A 17,345-nucleotide genomic window follows, 5' to 3' on the forward strand; every position below is an offset into this window, starting at 1 on the left:
TGGGCGGCTCAGCGCGAGCCCGCGACGGTGGCGGCGGCGGTGGCGGCCTCGAAGGGCTTGGCCTCGAGCGGCATGCCCGGGAAGAAGATCTTCTGCACGCCGCTCACCACCACCTGGTCGCCGGCGGCGAGGCCCGTTTCGACCACGCGCTGGCCGTCGACCAGGCGGCCCAGGGTCACGTCGCGGCGCTCGGCGGTGCCGTTGGCGCCGACGATGTAGACGTAGCGGCGGTCCTGGTCGGTGAGGATGGCCTTGTCGTCCACCAGCAGCGCGTCGCGCTCGCGGGTGTCCACCAGCTGCACGCGGGCGAACAGGCCCGGGGTGAAGCGGCGGTCGGCGTTGTCGAGCACGGCGCGGGCGCGGATGGTGCCGGTGCGCGGGTCAACGTGGTTGTCGAGGAAGTCGAGCACGCCTTCGTGCGGGTAGCCCTCCTCGCCGGCCAGGCCCACGCGCACCGGGTTGCGCGCGGCGCGGGCGCCGGGGCCGCCGGCTTCGCGCGCGGCTTCGGCGTAGCGCAGGTAGGTTTGCTCGTCGCCCTCGAAGTACACGTGCACCGGGTCGAGCGAAACCACGGTGGTGAGCACGGTGGCGTCGGGCGAGGCCAGGTTGCCGGTGGTCACCAGGGCGCGGCCGGCCAGGCCGTCGATGGGCGCGCGCACCTGGGTGAACTCCAGGTCGAGCCGGGCGGCGGCCACCCGCGCCTCGGCGGCGCGCACGCCGGATTCGGCCTGGGCGGTGGCGGCGCGGCGCTGTTCGAGCAGTTCCGCCGAAATGAGCTTTTCCGCCGCCAGCTTGCGGGCGCGCGCCAGTTCGCTGCCGGCCAGTGCGGCCTCGCTGCGGGCGCGGCTGAGCTCGGCCTGGGCGCGGTCGAGTTCGGCGCGGTAGCTGCGGGCGTCGAGCACGAACAGCACGTCGCCCTTCTTCACTTCCTGGCCTTCGCGGAAGTTCACGCTTTCGATGTAGCCGGACACGCGCGGGCGCAGTTCCACGGTTTCCACCGCGGCGATGCGGCCGGTGAATTCGTCCCAGTGCGCGAGCGGACGGGAAACGACCGGCGCCACCGACACCTGCGCCGGTGCGAGGCTGCCGTGTTCCTGGGCTTCGCTGCCGCAGGCGGCCAGCACGGCCAGGGTGAGGGCGAAGGTGGCGGCGCGGGCCACGCGGGCGAGGGGATGGCGGTTCATGGGAGACCTCGGGGGAAGGGGAAAGAAAAGGGGTTCAGGCGGGCCGGCGGCGGTCGAAGCGCACCACCGCTTCGTAGCCGGGCGCCGCCAGCAGGCTCACCACCTGGTGGCCCAGCTCGGCCGGCTCCGGCCAGTCGGGGCAGGCGTGCTCGCCGTGTTCGCGCGTGCGCAACGGCGCGCAGACCGAAAGCTGCTGCACGCGCACGGCCGTCTGCAGGGTTTCGCCGCGCAGCGCGCGGCTGAACATGCGCAGCGCCGCGGCCGCCACCGAGACCTGGCCATAGCCCGACCACGGCGTCTCGGCGGCCGGGCCGCCGACGACGATGTAGTGCGCGGGGGCGCCGGATTCGGCCAGCAGCGGCAGCAGGTGGCGGGCGGCGACCACGTGCGGGAACAGGTCCTCGTCGAGCAGGTCGCGCAGCCGCCCGTCCGGGTGGTCGAGCAGGCGGCCGCTGCGCAGCGCGCCGCCGAACATCGCCACCACCGCGCCCGGCGGGCGCCGCAGCAGGCGCACCGCATTGGCCAGGGCGGCGCCGGCGGTTTCCGTGCGGGTGTCGCCGGCCAGCCGCACCAGTTCGGGTCCGCCGGCGGCGGCGAGCCGGGGCGAGGCGCCGTCGGCCGAGGCGGCGATGACCGGATGGCCGCTGGCCAGCAGGGCCGTCACCACCGCGCCCGCGGCTTCGCCGGCGGCGTCGAGGACGAGCACCGGCTTCCGGATTGTCCCGCCTGTGGGACGGACTAGCCCATTATCTGGATAAATCGGGACAATGCCCATGGTGGCGTCCTGGTGTGAAGAAACCCGGGCTTCCCTACGGGGGAGGGTATGTAACAGGGAAGCCCGGGCGGGGAGCGCCAATCTAGGCCGACGACCGGCACTTGATAAGCCGGCAATTCAGGGAATAATTGTCCCGCCAACGGGCCAATCGCCCTTCACGCCCCCCCCAAGGAGCTGTCCCGTGTCCCGAGACCTCAACGACACCCTGATCTTCGCCAAGGTGGTGGAGCAGGGCAGTTTCACCGCCGCCGCCCGCACGCTGGGCCTGCCCAAGACCACGGTCAGCCGCAAGGTGCAGGAGCTGGAGGAGCGCCTGGGCGCGCAGCTGCTCAACCGCACCACGCGCAAGCTGGGGCTCACCGAAGCCGGCGCGGTCTACCACGACCACAGCGTGCGCATCGCCCGCGAGCTGGAGGAGGCCGAGAGCGCGGTCGGCCAGCTGCAGGGCGGCCCGCGCGGCTGGCTGCGCGTTTCGGCGCCGTATTCGATCGGCATCCTGTGGATCTCGCCGCTGCTGGGCGAATTCCACCAGCGCCACCCCGAGGTGCGCATCGACCTGCACCTGGCCAACGACAACGTCGACCTGATCGCCACCGAAACCGACGTGGCCCTGCGCATCGGCAACCTGCCGGACTCTTCGCTGGTGGCGCGCCGGCTCGACAGCTTCCGCACGCAGATTTACGCCAGCCCCGAGTACATCGCCCGCCACGGCGAACCGCTGCACCCGGACGACCTGCAGCACCACCGCGTGCTGGCCTTCGCCAAGCACCGCCATGGCAACCGCTACTACTGGCCGCTGAAGGCGGGCGTGGACGGCGACGTGACGGATTACCCGGTGAGCCCGATCCTGGTGGCCAACGACCCGGCGCCGCTGCAGGGCGCCATGCTGTGCGGCGAAGGCCTGCTGATGGCCGCCGACGTGAGCATCAAGCCTTTCGTCGAAAGCGGCCGCGCCGTGCGCGTGCTGGCCGGCTGGGCCGGCCCGACCGTGGACTTCAGCGCCGTGTTCACCCGCGGCCGCGTGCCGTCGCCGAAGGTGCGCGCCTTCGTGGATTTCCTGGTGGAACGCCTGAGCTACGACGCGTCCTACATGCTCAAGACCTGCCCGCTGCAGGCCGAGCAGGCGCGGCCGGCGGAAGCGGCGCCGGCCAGGCTGGCGGAGATCGCGGAGCGCTTCGTCGCGGCCTGAGCCCTCGTCAGGGCGCCTTTGCCGCCTGCGGCACCAGCCGCAGGTGGTGGAAGTCGAAGCTGAAGTCGGTGAGCGAGGACGCGGCTTCCATGCGCAGCTCCCGCACCTTGCCGTCGGGCGTCAGGTCGAAGCTGGCGAAGGCGTCGGCGTTGAGCGCGCGGTCGTGCCAGCGCACCAGGAAGGTGTCGTGCTGCCAGTGCTCGAGGGTGCCCACCAGCGCCGCGGTCTTGGCGAAGCGCATCACCAGCGCCTTGCCTTCCAGCGCCACGGTGACGTCGCCGTACCACGGGTCGCGGTAGGTCGCGGCGTAAGCCGCCAGCGGCAGCGAGGGTTTGCTGCGCTTGTCGCGCGCGGCCTGGTGCGCGGTCCACTTTTCGTCGGCGCCCGAGCGGGCCTTAGCCACGGCCGCGGCGTAGGCCGCCACCCAGTCGGTGTCGGGTGCCTGCAGGTAGTGGTCCAGCGCTTCCATGGTGACGGCGTTGAAGGCCGCGCCCACTTCCTGGTTGGTGAGCACCACGATGCCGAGGTCGAGCTGCGGCACCAGGGTGACGCGCGACACCATGCCCGGCCAGCCGCCGGTGTGCCACACTAGCTTCCTGCCGCGGTATTCGCTGAGCGACCAGCCCTCGCCGTAGCCGGCGAATTGCGGCAGCGCCGGCGCCAGGGCCGGCACGGCGGGTTCGGCGGGGATGCGGATGGGCGTCACCAGCTCCCACATTGCGCGGTGGCGTTCGGCGCTGAACAGGCGGCGCTCCTTGCCGGCCTCGTCCTTGCCCAGCACGCCGCCGTCGAGCTGCACGCGCATCCACTTGGCCAGGTCGTTGACGCTGGCGTAGATGCCGCCGGCGCCCTGGTTGTTGCTCCAGGTCATCGGCGGCACCGTCACCAGCGGGCCGCTGAAGCCGGGCTGGGCGTGGCCCACGGCGGCGTTGGCGCCGGCGGGCAGGTAGTCGCTGTTGACCACGGTGTCGCGCAGGCCCACGGGGGCGAAGATGCGCTCGCGCAGGAAATCGCTGTAGGCCTGGCCCGAGACCTCCTCGATCACCAGCTGCGCCACGGCGTAGAGCACGTTGTCGTAGGCGTAGTCGGCGCGGAAGCTGGTGGCCAGCGGCACGTGCCGCAGCCGCTGCACGATCTCGCGGGTGGAGTACTGCGTGGTGGGCCAGAACAGCAGGTCGCCGGCGCCCAGGGCCAGGCCGCTGCGGTGGGTGAGCAGGTCGCGCAGGCGCATTTCCCGCGTCACGTACGGGTCGCTCATCTGGAACCAGGGCAGGTGGTCGATGACGCGGTCGTCGAGCGAAAGCTTGCCCTCGTCGGCCAGGATCGACAGCGCCGCCGAGGTGAAGGCCTTGGTCTGCGAGGCGATGGCGAAGCGCGTGTCGGCGTCCACCGGCGCCGGCTTGCCTTGCTCGCGCACGCCGAAGCCTTCGGCGTACACCAGCTCGCCGTCCTTGACGATGGCGACGGCGATGCCCGGCACCTCGAAGGTCTTGCGCGCGGCCTCCGCCACCGGCGCCAGGTCGGGGGCGGAGGCGAAGGCCGGCAGTGCGGCCAGCAGCAGGGGCAGGGCGAGAACGGGGGTGCGCAAGGGGCGGCTCCTTGGGAAGGGACCGCCCGATTATGCCCAAGCCCGCGCCGCGGGTTTCAGTCCAGCGGAGGCAGGTCGAACACCAGCACTTCGGCCTCACGGCCGGCGCGCAGCGTCACGCGCGGTTCGTCGCGCAGCTTGAGCGCGTCGCCCGCGCCCAGCGCCTGGCCGTTCACCTCCAGCGCGCCGCGCACCACGTGCACGTAGCCCAGGCGGCCCGGCGCCAGCGCCAGCTCGGCGCTTTCGTCGCCGTCGAACAAGCCCGCGTACATCCGCGCGTCCTGGTGGATGTCCACCGAGCCTTCCGCACCGTCGGGGCTGACCACCAGGCGCAGGCGGCCGCGCTTCTCGGCGTCGGTGAAGGTCTTCTGCGCGTAACCCGGCTTCACGCCCATGAACTTCGGGATGATCCAGATCTGCAGGAAGTGCGTGGTGCCGGTGGCGCTGTGGTTGAACTCCGAGTGCGTCACGCCGGTGCCGGCGCTCATCCGTTGCACTTCGCCGGGCACGATGCTGGCGGCGTTGCCCATCGAGTCCTTGTGGCCGAGCGCGCCGTCGATCACGTAGCTGATGATCTCCATGTCGCGGTGGCCGTGCGTGCCGAAGCCCTGGCCGGCGGCCACGCGGTCTTCGTTGATCACGCGCAGCGGGCCCCAGTGCACGTGCGCCGGGTCGCGGTAGTCGGCGAACGAGAAGCTGTGCCAGGAATCAAGCCAGCCGTGGTTGGCATGGCCGCGCTCGGCGGCGGGGCGCAGGGCGATCACAGCGCACCCGCCTTCATGGCGTCCCGCCGCGAGGCGAGGCTGGTCAGCACGAAGAGGGTGGCGAGGCCGAGGCGGCCGAGCAGCAGGTAGGCGGGTTGCATGGTGGGCTCCGGGGTGGGGCGTGGGCTCGGAGCAAAGTATCGGCGGCGTCAATGAACGCATCAATACAGATTTAGAACAAGCTATCGTTGCAATAATGGAATTAACGGCCTGGGACGCCCGGCCTTGGCCGGCCCGGTGCCCGGGACGGGCCGGGCTCAGTCTTCCTCGGCTGGGCGGCCGCGCCGTGCCGGTTTGCGCGGTTTCGGCGCCAGCACGAAGGACAGGCTGAAGAGCTGGTCCTGGCCCGGCCGCCGCGGGCCCTGCAGCAGTTCCAGCAGGCGGCCGAGCAGGGCGTTGGCTTCCTGCAGGCCCTCTTCGTCGAGCCAGCCGCGGCTGCGGCCGGCCCAGAGTTCGCGCGCATCGCCCGTGGTGCGCACCTTGGGGTCGGCGAGCGCTTCACGGAAGTCGCGCCCGGCCGACTGCAGCAGCTTGGCCACCACCTGCTGCACGGCCTCGCCGCTTTCCGCGCGCTTGCCGTACACCAGCCGCAGCGCCGTGCCGCGGCGCGTGCCGACGCGGTAGCGGCGCGCGTCGCCGGCCTCGTCGCGGCGCTGCAGCAGGCCGGCGTCGGCCAGGCGTTCGAAGTGGTAGTACAGCCCGTCCGCGGGCCGGCCCAGTTCCCGGGCCACGGCCGCCACGTCGGCTTCGCCACCCAGCGCCACCAGCGTGTCGACGATGTCCTGGCGCACCGGGCTGGCCAGCAGGGCGATGTGCGCCGGGTCGGCCACGTCCTGGTAGCGGGCGGGGCGGGAGGGAGCGGGGCGGCGCGACCGTGCCATCAGTTGGCTTGCCTGTGTTGAAAAACAGGCTCAAATTTCAACGCACATTCCCCGGCCACGCAAGTGCCGCGCACTTGCCTCCCCACGAGGTCGCCATGGACAAGCCGCTGTTCCCGCTGCATCGCCTGGGCCTGGCCCTGGCGCTTACCCTGGGCCTGGCCTCCTGCAGCCAGCTCGACCTGGCGCGGATCTACTTCGCCAACCACGGCACCGAGGCGCGGCTGGATTCGCCGCTGCCGCTGCGTCTGCCGTTCCGCGAGCACAAGGGTTGGATCGTGGTGCAGGCCAGCGTCAACGGCTCGCCGCCGCTGGATTTCGTGGTGGACACCGGCGCTTCCATGCTGACGCTGCTCACCAGCCCGAAGACCGACGCGCTCAAGCTCGACATGAGCGGCCTGCGCAAGATCGCCGGCGAGGGCGTGGCCACGGTCACCGCCGCCGTGCAGCCCGGGCTGGACATCGACTTCGGCCCGCTCGCGCTGCTCGACCAGACCGTGCTGGCGATCCCGCTTGATTCGGTGATGTGCGACAAGGCCATCGAGCCGCCGCCCTTCAGCGGCGTCATCGGCCACGAACTCTTCAGCCGCTACGTGGTGGAAGTCGACCATGCCCGCGGCGAACTCGTGCTGCACGACCCGGAGACCTACGACTACCGCGGCGACGGCCGGGTGGTGCCGGCCGAGATCAGCGGCCGCCAGCCCTTCGTGCAGGCCCGGGTGCAGGGCCCCGATGGCGCCCCCTACGACGCGCGCCTGCACGTGGACAGCGGCGCCGGGATCGACCTGAGCCTGTTCCCGCAGACCAGCGACGCCATCGCCGTGCCGCCGGGCGGCACGGAGACCACGGCCTGTTTCGTCGGCGGGCTGGCGCGCTACCGGAGCGGCACGTCGGTGCAGGTGGTCCTGGCCGACGGGCCGGCGGTGGAAACGCCGGCCAGCTATTCGATCGGCGACGAGGTCATCGACACCGGCCAGAACGGGCGCATCGGCGCGCGCTTCCTGAGCCGCTACGACGTGGTCTACGACTACAGCCGCGGGCGCATCATCCTCGAGCCGCGCGGCGTGGCGCCGGCCGCGGCGCCCTGAGGCCTATTCCGCGTCCACGCCCGCCAGGTCGAGCACCCAGCGCGGCGTTTCCGGCTCGCCGGCGTAGAACGCGGCGGGCTTCTTCTCCGCCATGGCCCAGCGGTGCAGCCAGCTCGGGCCCCAGCGGCCGGTGTAGGCGTCCTCGCGGGCGTAGGCCGGGTCGGCCATGGCTTCGGCGATGGCGACGCGCCGGTAGCCGCGCGCGTCCAGCCCCGCCATCAGCGCGGGCCAGGTGGCGGCATTGAGTTCGTTGGCATGCAGCAGCCAGGTCTGCGGCAGGGCGTAACCGAGCAGGGCGATGGAGAAGCGCTCGTAGTACTCGAGCTTGGCCATCATGTAGGGCACGTAGCCTTCGCGCAGGCGGGCGAGCGTGGCCTCGTCGGCGCCGTCGTCGAGCACGTTGCGGTAGGCGCGCGCCCAGATCCAGTCGCTGTGGTCCACGGTGACGGGGGCGATGCGGTAGCCGTGCTCCGCCAGGAAGGCCGACAGCGCCGCCTTGTCGGCGGCCGACGTGCCGGCGCGCAGGTAGGGGTGGCGGAACCACCGTGGCTTCTGGCCGCGTTCGGCCAGCAGCGGGCGCAGCACCTGTTCGCCGGCCAGGATGTCGGCCTGGTAGGCCTCCAGCCCCACGGCGTGCAGGTCGACGTGGCCGCGGGTGTGGTTGCCCAGCTCGGCGCCGGCGTCGAGCCAGTCGCGCAGCATGGCGATGCGTTCCTCGCGGGACGCCCCCTCGAAGCCGAGCTTGCCTTCGTTGACGAAGCCGATCACCGGGTCGCCGCCGGCGCGCAGGGCCGCCATGAGCATGGCGTGGTGCTCCCGCATCGCGGCATCCAGCGGGCGGCCGGCGCCGTCGCCCAGGCTGGCCCAGGGCAGGTCGTCCACCGTGATGGCGATGCGGCGGTCGGGCGCGGCGGCGGAAACCAGGCCGGCGGCGAGCAGCAGGAACAGGGCGGAAAACAGGCGCATCGGGACTCCGGGGGACGGGGCGGGATGATCATTGTCACATCCGGCGCCTTGCTTCCGTCCATGGTTCTCAAGGGCCGCGTGCCCTATCCTGCGCAGGGCGATTCAAGGGGAGTCGCGCCGCGCCAAGACCAAGGAGCCTTGCATGTCCCACCTGATCAACATCTTCCTCGAGCCGGCCAAGGTGTTCGCCGACCTGAAGGAGAAGCCCGGCTTCTGGCTGCCCTTGCTGCTGCTGGCGGTGCTTGGCGTCGTCTCCACCACCGCCTATTTCCTCACCGTGGACCCCGAGTGGTTCTCCGGCCACCAGGTGGCCCAGATGCAGGCCCAGCGCGACATGAGCGCGGCCGAGGTCGAGCAGGCCAAGCAGTTCATGCCGGGTGCGCGCGCCTCGGCCTACTTCGCCGGGCCGATGGTGGTGCTGTTCATGGGCCTGGTGTTCGCCGTGATGGCGCTTTACTACCTGCTGGCCGGCAAGGTCACGGGCAACGCGGTGGGCTTCCGCCGCGGCCTGGCGCTGGTGGCCTGGTCGAGCATGCCGATGGTGCTGGGCAACCTGGTGGTGCTGGGGGCCCTGTTCACCAGCTCCAACCAGGTGTCGTTCGAAAGCCTGCAGCTGCTCAACGTCGACCCGCTGTTCGTGCAGCTGCCGCTCGACCACGACTGGCTGATGCTGGCCCGCAGCTTCAGCCTGCTCAATTTCTGGGTCTGGTTCCTGGCCGCGCTGGGCTGGAAGACCTGGTTCCGCACCGGCTGGGGCCAGGCGGTCACCGTCGCCGTGCTGCCCTCGGTCGTCATCTACGGCGTGATGGCGCTGTTCGCCGCGCTCTGAGCCCCGCCCCACAACGGAAGCATCGATGAAGATCAACAAGAAATGGGTGGCCGCGGCCGCCCTCGTGGCGGTGGTGGCCGTGCCCCTGCTCATCAAGGCCGGGCGCGGCGAAGCGCGCACCGAAGTCGAGGTGGTGGAGGCGGCCGAGCAGGAAATCCGGCCCACCATCCTCGCCTCCGGCGTGCTGGCCTACCTGACCGAGGTGAACCTGACCTCGGAAGTGGTGGCCAAGGTGCGCGAGATCCTGGTGGCCGAGGGCGACACGGTGGAGAAGGGCCAGCTGCTGCTGCGCCTGGACCCGGAAACCTACCGCAACGCCATCGACCGCGAGCAGGCCAGCCGCCGCCAGAGCCTGATCAGCATCGAGCGCCAGCGCCTGGCCCTGGCCCTGGCCGAAACCCGGCTCACCCGCGGCGAATCGCTGCTCGCGCGCAAGATGATCGGCCAGAGCGACTACGACGACCTGCGCAACGCGCGCGACCTGGCGAAGGTCGAGCTGCAGAGCAGCGAGGAGGCCCTGCGCCGTGCCGACGCCATCCTGGAAGAGGCGCGCGAGCAGCTGGCCAAGACCGACATCCTCTCGCCCATCGCCGGCACCATCGTCGACCTGCCGATCAAGGTGGGCGAAACGGCCATCCCGTCCACGAACGCGCTGGCCGGCGCCTCGCTGATGAAGATCGCCGACACCTCGGCCATCCAGGCCGAGCTGAAGGTGGACGAGGCCGACATCGCCCGCATCAGCCTGGGCCAGGCCGCCGACGTGTACGCCGCCGCCTTCCAGGACACCGCGCTCAAGGGCAAGGTGGCCAAGATCGCGCTGGCGCCGACGCTCGAGGCCCAGGGCCGCGCCTACGAGGTGACGGTGCTGCTGGACGTGCCCAAGGACATGGCGCTGCGCTCGGGCATGAGCGCGCGCGCCGACATCTTCCTGGGCGACGGCGGCAAGTCGCTGGCCGTGCCGGTGGAAGCGGTGGCCACGGAGGAATCCGAGGACAAGCAGGTCAGGCGCCACGTGTGGGTGGACCGCGACGGCACCGCCCGCAAGGTGGAAGTGGAAGTGGGCCTGTCGGACGACCGCTGGGAGGCCATCGCCAAGGGCCTGCAGGCGGGCGACCGGGTCATCGTCGGGCCGGCCAAGGTGGTGCGCGGCCTGCGCGACGGCGACCGCGTCGAAGGCAAGCTGCGCGACGAGGAGGGCAAGGACAAGGGCAAGGACGGCGAGGCCGAAGCCGCCGCCGACGGCGAGGACGACGCCGGATGATCCGCCTCACCGGCATCGTCAAGCGCTACCTGATGGGCGAGGAAGAAGTACTCGCCCTAAACGGCGTCGACCTGTTCATCGACCGCAACGAGTACGTGGCCCTGATCGGCCCCTCGGGCTCGGGCAAGTCCACGCTGATGAACCTGATCGGCTGCCTGGACACGCCCAGCGAGGGCACCTATGAGCTCAACGGCCGCGACACCTCGCAGCTCGGCGACGACGAGCTGGCGCACGTGCGCAACAAGGAAATCGGCTTCGTGTTCCAGTCCTTCCACCTGCTGCCGCGCATGACGGTGCTCGAGAACGTGATGCAGCCGCTGGTGTACCGCGGCATGCCGCGCGCCGAGCGCAAGGCGCGGGCCACCCGCGCGCTCGAGCAGGTGGGCCTGGGCAGCCGGCTGGGCCACCGCCCGAACCAGCTCTCCGGCGGCCAGCGCCAGCGCGTGGCCGTGGCGCGCGCGCTGGTGGGCAACCCGTCCATCCTGCTGGCCGACGAACCCACCGGCAACCTCGATTCCAAGACCTCGGCCGAGATCATGGCGCTGTTCGACGAGCTGCACCGCGCCGGCCAGACCGTGGTGGTGGTGACGCACGAGCCCGACATCGCCGCGCACTGCCGCCGCACCATCCGCGTCAGCGACGGCAAGGTCGTCGAAGACACCCTCAACCCCGCCCGTGCGCAGGTGGCCTGACATGTACGCCTTCCTCGAAGCCTTCCGCGCCGCGCTCACCAGCCTGATGGCGCACCGGATGCGCAGTTTCCTCACCACGCTGGGCATCCTGATCGGCACCGCGTCGGTGATCGCGGTGGTGTCGCTGGTGCAGGGCTTCTCGGCCTCGATCTCGAACCAGTTCGCCGACCTCGGCGGCAGCACCATGAACCTGCGCGCCGAGAACAACAACGAGAACTTCCGCACCGGCCGCATCAACTTCATCACCTTCAAGGACCTGGACGTGCTGCGCTACCGCGTGCCGGGCGTGGACCAGGTGACGCCGATGATGCAGGTGGCCGTGGCCGGCACCAGTTACCGCGGCCGCACCTCCAGCCCGCAGGTGCTGGCCACCACGGCCGAGTTCCAGGCCGTGCGCGGCCGCTACCCCGAGCGCGGCCGCTTCCTGGCGCCCAGCGACGACCAGGGCCGGCGGCGCGTGGTGGTCATCGGCACCCAGGTGATCGACGACCTGAAACTGCCCGAGAACCCCGTGGGCGAGTACATCCGCATCGGCAACGAGTGGTTCAAGGTGGTGGGCGTGATGCAGCGCCAGGGCGAGCTGCTGGGCTTCAGCCAGGACAACTACGTCGTGATCCCCTTCGACGTGGGCCGGGCCATGAGCGGCAACAACACCCAGCCCTTCATGTCGGTGTCCTTCAACGTGCCCGACATTTCGCAGGTGGAAGTGGTGCGCGAGCGCGTCAAGCGCGCCATCCGCGCCTCGCGCAAGCTCAAGCCCGGCCAGGACGACGACTTCCGGGTCGAAGCGGCCGATTCGTTCGTGAAGCAGTTCGAGCAGGTCACTGGCACCGCCACCGCGGTGGTGGCCGGCGTGGTCAGCATTTCGCTGCTGGTCGGCGGCATCGGCATCATGAACATCATGCTGGTGTCGGTCACCGAGCGCACCCGCGAAATCGGCATCCTCAAGGCGCTGGGCGCCACCCGTCGCGACATCCTGGTGCAGTTCCTGCTCGAGGCCGGCCTGCTGGCGCTGCTGGGGGGGCTGATCGGCATCGTGCTGGGTTACGCCGCGGGCGTGGGCGTCGCGTCGGTGATCCCGAACTTCCCGCCGGCGCAGGTGCCGGTGTGGGTGGTGGTGGCGGCCGCGGGTTTCTCGGCCCTGGTGGGCGTGGTGTTCGGCATCATGCCGGCCTCGAAGGCCGCCAGCCTGGACCCGATCGAGGCGCTGCGCTACGAGTGAGGCGCGGCGTGCTCAGATCGCCGCGCGCGGCGGCCCGTTCGGCTCGATGATGATCTTGCCGCTGCGGGCGCCGGCGTGCGCGGCGCGCACCGCCTCGGCGACGTGGTCGATGGAGTAGTGGTCCTGCACGCGGGCATGCAGGGTGCCGTCGGCCACCAGCCCCGCCAGTTCCGCGAACACGGCGCGGCGGCGCTCGGCCGGCGCGCGCTTGAACCACTGCGACAGCCAGAAGCCGCGCAGGGTGAGGTCGTTGAAGACGAAGTAGCGCGGCGAGATCATGCAGCGCTCGCCGCTCATCGAGCCGTAGTTCACCAGGGTACCGCCGGCCGCCAGGCAGCGCGCCAGGTGCTCGGTGTGCACGCCGCCGACGCAGTCCACCGCCAGCCGCACGTGCACTTCGCCCACCAGGTCGCGCACGCGCTTGGGCAGGTCCTCGGCGTCCACCAGCACGTGCTCGCCGCCGGCCGCCCACACCGCCTCGATGGCCGATTCGCGCCGCACCACGTTGACCACGTTGATGCCGCGGCGCTTGGCCAGCTGGGCCAGGTAACCGCCCACGGCGGAATTGGCGGCGTTCTGGATCACCCAGTCGCCGGGCTGCAGCTCGACGAACTCGCTGAGCATCAGCAGCGCGGTGGGCGGGTTCACGGTGAGCATGGAAAGCTGCACCGGGTCGACGTCGTGCGGCAGCGGCACCAGCGACTTCACCGGCAGGTGCAGGTGGGTGCTCCAGGTGCCGCAGCCCACGGGCAGCAGCACCACGTCGCCCACTTCCAGGCCATTGGGCTCGCCGGCGATTTCCTCGACCCGGCCCACGCCCTCGTTGCCGCCCACGGCGGGCAGCGGCGGCAGCAGGCCGTATTCGCCCGTGAGCGTGAGGATGTCGCTGGGGTTCACCGGCGCCGCCAGCACCGCCACCCGCGCTTCGCCCGGCTGCAGCGGCGGCAGGGTGAATTCCACCGTCTTGATCACTTCGTGCGGCACCGGGCCGCGGTAGGCGTAGCGGGCGTGCTTGGGGGCGTGGGTGGTCACGGGGTTTCCTGCTTGATCCAGGTGAGTCGCCAGGAGGCGCCTTCGTCGCCCATGGCGCGGGCAAGCGGCTTGAGCGCGGGTTCGATGGCCTTTTCGATCTGCCAGGGCGGGTTGACCAGCAGCATGCCGCTGCCGTTCATGCGCAGCGGGGAGTCGTCGGGCCGCACGAGCAGTTCGATGGCCAGCGCCGACTTGATGGGCAGGCCGGCCACCTTGCGCATCAGCGGCTGCAGGGTGGCGCGCTGCTTGATGGGGTACCAGAGGGCGAACATGGCCTGCGGCATGCGCTCGAGGCCCTCGCGCAGCGCCGCCACGATGAGCGGGTATTCGCCTTCCTGGGCCTCGTAGGGCGGGTCGACGAGCACCAGCGCGCGGCCGATGCGGGTGTTGCCGTCGCGCGGCGGCAGCAGGGCCTTGACCGCGCCGTAGCCGTCGCGCTGCTGCACGTGGCAGCGCGGATCGGCGGCGAGCAGGTCCTTGAGCGCGGCCGATTCCTCGGGCAGCAGTTCGCAGGCCACCAGCCGGTCCTGGGCGCGCAGGGCGTGCGAGACCAGCAGCGGCGAGCCGGGGTAGGTGTCGGGCGCGCCGGCGCGGGCGGCGTCGAGCGCGGCCAGGTAGGCGGCCAGCGCGGGCGGGCCGGCGGGCGGGTCGTCCCAGAGCTTCTGGATGCCGGCCCGGGCTTCGCCGGTGCGTTTGGCCTGGCTGCCGCCAAGGTCGTAGCGGCCGCGCCCGGCGTGGGTGTCGAGCACGAAGAAGGGGGCGTCCTTGCGCTTGAGCGCATCGAGCAGGGCGACCAGGACGAGGTGCTTGAGCACGTCCGCGTGGTTGCCGGCGTGGAATCCGTGGCGGTAGTTCATGCCCGCCAGTCTAGCGCCCGACGGGCCCGGCCGGGCGGAAAAGGCCGGGGCTCTGCTAAGGTTCGGGGACCTTCCGGAGGCCCGATGAAAACCCTTTTCAAGCTCACCGCCTGGACCCTGTTCGCCCTGCTGGCCGCCGCCACCGCGCTCGGCCTGCACACCGTCTACGGCAAGCCGCTGAAGGTGGAATGGTTCTTCGAGCGGGTCTTCATCGAATACGCGGTGGACGACCCGGAGATGCTGACCTCGCTGGGCATGCTGCCGTCCTGGCTGGACTGGTACTCCGACGACCTGACCGACCGCTCCCCGGCCCGCGAGCAGGCCATGCAGGCCAAGCTGCGCGAGGACCTGGCCACCCTGCGCGAGTACGACCGCGAGTCGCTCGACGAGAACACCCGCCTGTCCTACGACGTGCTCGAGTACTTCCTGGCCATCCAGCAGGACGGCGAGCGCTTCGCACTGCACAACTACCCGCTCAACCAGCTGTTCGGCGTGCAGAGCAACTTCGTCACCTTCCTGGCCACCCAGCACGGCGTCGCCTCGCAGGCCGACGCCGAGGCCTACGTGGCGCGCCTGGGCAAGACCCCGGTGATGGTGGCGCAGGTGATGGAAGGCCTGGAGGCCCGCGAGGCCGCCGGCATCCTGCCGCCCACCTTCGTGGTCGAGAAGGTGCTGGCCGAGATGCGCGCCTTCACCGCCACGCCGGCCACCGGCAACATCCTCTACACCTCGTTCGTGGAGAAGCTCGACAAGCTGCCCGCCGGCACCGTGGACGCGGCGGCGCGCGACGAACTGCTGGCGCAGGTGGAAGCCGCCATCAACCAGGCCGTGTACCCGGGGTTCGGGCGCTTCATCGCCTACTACGACCGCCTGCTGCCGCTCACCAAGGGCAATAACGGCGTGTGGGCGCTGCCGGACGGCGCGGACTTCTACGCCTGGTCGGCGCGCATGCACACCAGCACCGACATGACGCCCGCGCAGATCCACCAGCTGGGCCTGGACGAGGTGGCGCGCATCGAGGCCGAGATGGACGCCATCCTGGTGGCCGAAGGCCTGGTGGAAGGCTCCGTCGGCGCCCGGGTGCAGCAGCTCGCGGCCCGCGAGGACCAGCTCTACCCCGACACCGATGCCGGCCGCGCGGCGATCATCGCCGACTTCACGCGCATCATCGAGGAGGTGGACGCCGGCATCGGCGACTACTTCAACGTGCGGCCGAAGATGGGCGTGAAGGTCGAGCGCGTGCCCGAGTTCCGCGAGAAGACCGCGCCGGGCGCCTACTACAACCCGCCGGCCTTCGACGGCTCGCGCCCGGGCATCTTCTACATCAACCTGCGCAACACCGCCGAGGTGGCGAAGTTCGGCATGCGCACCCTGGCCTACCACGAGGCCATTCCGGGCCACCATTTCCAGACCACGATCCAGCAGGAGCTGACGGGCGTGCCCACGTTCCGCAAGATCCTGCCGTTCACCGCCTTCTCCGAGGGCTGGGCGCTGTACACCGAGCGGCTGGCCTGGGAAGTGGGCTTCCAGGACGCGCCGCTCGACAACTTGGGCCGCCTGCAGGCCGAGATGTTCCGCGCCGTGCGCTTGGTGGTGGACACCGGCCTGCACGACCAGCGCTGGACCCGCGAGCAGGCCATCGCCTACATGCTCGACAAGACCGGCATGCCCGAAACCGACGTGGTGGCCGAGATCGAGCGCTACCTGGTGATGCCGGGCCAGGCGCTGGCCTACAAGGTGGGCATGAACAAGATCCTGGAACTGCGGGCGCGCGCGCAGGCCGCGCTGGGCCCGGAGTTCGCGCTGCGCGACTTCCACGACCTGGTGCTCACCGGCGGCGACCTGCCGCTGGCGCTGCTCGAGCGCCGCGTGGATGCGTGGATCGAAAAGAAGCGCGGCTGAGATGGCGGCGGATATCCAGGTCCGGCGCCTCGCCGGCGACGCGCTCGGGCCGTGGCTGGACGCGGTGGCGCGGCTGCGCATCGCCGTGTTCCGCGACTGGCCCTACCTCTACGCCGGCGACCTGGATTACGAGCGCGGTTACCTGCAGGCCTATGCGCGCTCGCCCGACAGCGTATTCGTGCTGGCCTTCGACGGCGACGCGGTGGTGGGCGCCTCCACCGGCTTGCCGCTGGCCGACGACACCGAGGAGTTCCGGCGGCCGTTCCGCGACGCCGGCCGCTCCGTCGACGACGTGTTCTATTTCGGCGAATCGGTGCTGCTGCCCGGGTACCGCGGCCTGGGCCTGGGCCACCGCTTCTTCGACGAGCGCGAGGCGCACGCGGCGGCGCTGGGGCGATTCGCCTGGACCGGCTTCTGCGCCGTCGACCGCGACCCCGCCGATCCGCGCCGCCCCGCCGGCCACCGCGGCAACGAGGCCTTCTGGGCCAAACGCGGCTACGTGCGCCAGCCCGGCCTGACGGTGCACCTGGCCTGGCAGGAAATCGGCGAACCCGCCCCCACCGAAAAACCCCTCACCTTCTGGCTCCGGCCTCTGAAGAAATAGAAGAAGGTAGGTTCTTCTCCCAAGTCCGGATTGGACTGGGTGGTTCTTCGCTGTCCATTGGTCTGGCGCCGGCCCCACCGCGAAGGCGAGGGTCGATTCCCGCTCAGTGGAGCCTTTATTTCGCGGGAATCGACCCTCGCCTTCACAGCGCGTCCGGTACGGGGCAGCCGGTTGGCTGGACGAAAGGCCCGTGGCTGTCCGCTCCGATGCTTGCGCGTGACGTTCAGGGCCAAGGCGTGGCTCTTTTCTTGCTGATCAGGCTGGGCTAAATCGTTTCGGGCACGAACCAGGACATGACCTGTCGTTCGCGTCCCTCCGGACGCGGGATGTGGCTGCTTCGCCAGCATGGAAGACGGCCAGTACGAACCGGCTCGCCGCCCGGCGGCGGAGGTGGGGCCGAGGCGTAAAGCTCCTCGCCAAGCCCGGAAAGTCCGGTCAGACACCGGAGGCATCGGTGTGCCCGCCTCGAACCCACACCCGCCGCCGGGCGGCGAGGACTCTCACGCTGGCCACC

General features: G+C 71.0%; 16 protein-coding genes. 8 read left to right on the plus strand and 8 right to left on the minus strand.

The window, feature by feature from the left end:
- Positions 1–8 precede the first annotated feature (8 nt).
- Positions 9–1,184: an efflux RND transporter periplasmic adaptor subunit gene (locus tag ACE3Q2_RS01960; RefSeq protein WP_231696239.1), complete on the minus strand. Its 1,176-nt coding sequence runs from the start codon at positions 1,182–1,184 to the stop codon at positions 9–11.
- Between the two features lie 34 nt (positions 1,185–1,218).
- Positions 1,219–1,890 (minus strand): hypothetical protein, encoded by a 672-nt coding sequence (locus tag ACE3Q2_RS01965; RefSeq protein ID WP_231696240.1) that lies wholly within the window; start codon positions 1,888–1,890, stop codon positions 1,219–1,221.
- 250 nt (positions 1,891–2,140) lie between these two features.
- Here ACE3Q2_RS01965 and ACE3Q2_RS01970 point away from each other — a divergent pair, with 250 nt between their 5' ends.
- Positions 2,141–3,148: a LysR family transcriptional regulator gene (locus ACE3Q2_RS01970; protein WP_231696241.1), complete on the plus strand. Its 1,008-nt coding sequence runs from the start codon at positions 2,141–2,143 to the stop codon at positions 3,146–3,148.
- Between the two features lie 7 nt (positions 3,149–3,155).
- Here the strand turns inward: ACE3Q2_RS01970 and ACE3Q2_RS01975 are convergent, their stop codons facing one another.
- The 3 genes from ACE3Q2_RS01975 to ACE3Q2_RS01985 form a co-directional block, all read right to left on the minus strand.
- A complete protein-coding gene (locus ACE3Q2_RS01975) occupies positions 3,156–4,736 on the minus strand; it encodes a serine hydrolase (RefSeq protein ID WP_374472347.1) in 1,581 nt (526 codons plus the stop codon).
- A 56-nt stretch (positions 4,737–4,792) separates the two neighbouring features.
- The gene (locus ACE3Q2_RS01980; protein ID WP_231696243.1) at positions 4,793–5,500 is read right to left on the minus strand and encodes a pirin family protein; all 708 of its coding nucleotides are present in this window, start codon (positions 5,498–5,500) and stop codon (positions 4,793–4,795) included.
- 257 nt (positions 5,501–5,757) lie between these two features.
- Positions 5,758–6,381 (minus strand): helix-turn-helix domain-containing protein, encoded by a 624-nt coding sequence (locus tag ACE3Q2_RS01985; protein WP_231696244.1) that lies wholly within the window; start codon positions 6,379–6,381, stop codon positions 5,758–5,760.
- A 95-nt stretch (positions 6,382–6,476) separates the two neighbouring features.
- Here ACE3Q2_RS01985 and ACE3Q2_RS01990 point away from each other — a divergent pair, with 95 nt between their 5' ends.
- Entirely contained in the window at positions 6,477–7,466 is a 990-nt protein-coding gene (locus ACE3Q2_RS01990) for an aspartyl protease family protein (RefSeq protein WP_374472350.1), read from the plus strand.
- A gap of 3 nt (positions 7,467–7,469) precedes the next feature.
- Here ACE3Q2_RS01990 and ACE3Q2_RS01995 read toward each other — a convergent pair whose 3' ends face one another.
- Complete coding sequence (locus ACE3Q2_RS01995; protein ID WP_374472352.1) at positions 7,470–8,432, minus strand: polysaccharide deacetylase family protein; 963 nt, start codon at positions 8,430–8,432, stop codon at positions 7,470–7,472.
- 142 nt (positions 8,433–8,574) lie between these two features.
- Here ACE3Q2_RS01995 and ACE3Q2_RS02000 point away from each other — a divergent pair, with 142 nt between their 5' ends.
- The 4 genes from ACE3Q2_RS02000 to ACE3Q2_RS02015 are packed head-to-tail and all read left to right on the plus strand — an operon-like array spanning position 8,575 to position 12,436.
- Positions 8,575–9,261 carry a YIP1 family protein gene (locus ACE3Q2_RS02000; protein WP_231696247.1) on the plus strand — a complete coding sequence of 229 codons (687 nt, stop codon included), beginning with the start codon at positions 8,575–8,577 and terminating at the stop codon, positions 9,259–9,261.
- Between the two features lie 25 nt (positions 9,262–9,286).
- Complete coding sequence (locus ACE3Q2_RS02005; protein ID WP_231696248.1) at positions 9,287–10,522, plus strand: efflux RND transporter periplasmic adaptor subunit; 1,236 nt, start codon at positions 9,287–9,289, stop codon at positions 10,520–10,522.
- Positions 10,519–11,214 carry an ABC transporter ATP-binding protein gene (locus ACE3Q2_RS02010; protein WP_231696249.1) on the plus strand — a complete coding sequence of 232 codons (696 nt, stop codon included), beginning with the start codon at positions 10,519–10,521 and terminating at the stop codon, positions 11,212–11,214. The genes ACE3Q2_RS02005 and ACE3Q2_RS02010 overlap by 4 nt, the downstream gene beginning before the upstream one ends.
- 1 nt (position 11,215) lies before the next feature.
- Complete coding sequence (locus ACE3Q2_RS02015; RefSeq protein WP_231696250.1) at positions 11,216–12,436, plus strand: ABC transporter permease; 1,221 nt, start codon at positions 11,216–11,218, stop codon at positions 12,434–12,436.
- Positions 12,437–12,448: 12 nt separating this feature from the next.
- Here the strand turns inward: ACE3Q2_RS02015 and ACE3Q2_RS02020 are convergent, their stop codons facing one another.
- Positions 12,449–13,468, minus strand: a complete 1,020-nt coding sequence (locus ACE3Q2_RS02020) for a zinc-dependent alcohol dehydrogenase family protein (RefSeq protein WP_374472356.1) — start codon at positions 13,466–13,468, stop codon at positions 12,449–12,451.
- The gene (locus ACE3Q2_RS02025) at positions 13,465–14,325 is read right to left on the minus strand and encodes a 23S rRNA (adenine(2030)-N(6))-methyltransferase RlmJ (protein ID WP_374472358.1); all 861 of its coding nucleotides are present in this window, start codon (positions 14,323–14,325) and stop codon (positions 13,465–13,467) included. Before ACE3Q2_RS02025 ends, ACE3Q2_RS02020 begins: the two co-directional genes overlap by 4 nt.
- An 84-nt stretch (positions 14,326–14,409) precedes the next feature.
- Here ACE3Q2_RS02025 and ACE3Q2_RS02030 point away from each other — a divergent pair, with 84 nt between their 5' ends.
- Positions 14,410–16,227, plus strand: a complete 1,818-nt coding sequence (locus tag ACE3Q2_RS02030) for a DUF885 family protein (protein WP_374472360.1) — start codon at positions 14,410–14,412, stop codon at positions 16,225–16,227.
- Position 16,228: 1 nt separating this feature from the next.
- Positions 16,229–16,831, plus strand: a complete 603-nt coding sequence (locus ACE3Q2_RS02035) for a GNAT family N-acetyltransferase (RefSeq protein WP_374472362.1) — start codon at positions 16,229–16,231, stop codon at positions 16,829–16,831.
- The last annotated feature ends 514 nt before the right edge of the window (positions 16,832–17,345 follow it).

Origin of the sequence: Arenimonas sp. (assembly GCF_041913985.1) — a bacterium.
Taxonomy (GTDB): domain Bacteria; phylum Pseudomonadota; class Gammaproteobacteria; order Xanthomonadales; family Xanthomonadaceae; genus Arenimonas.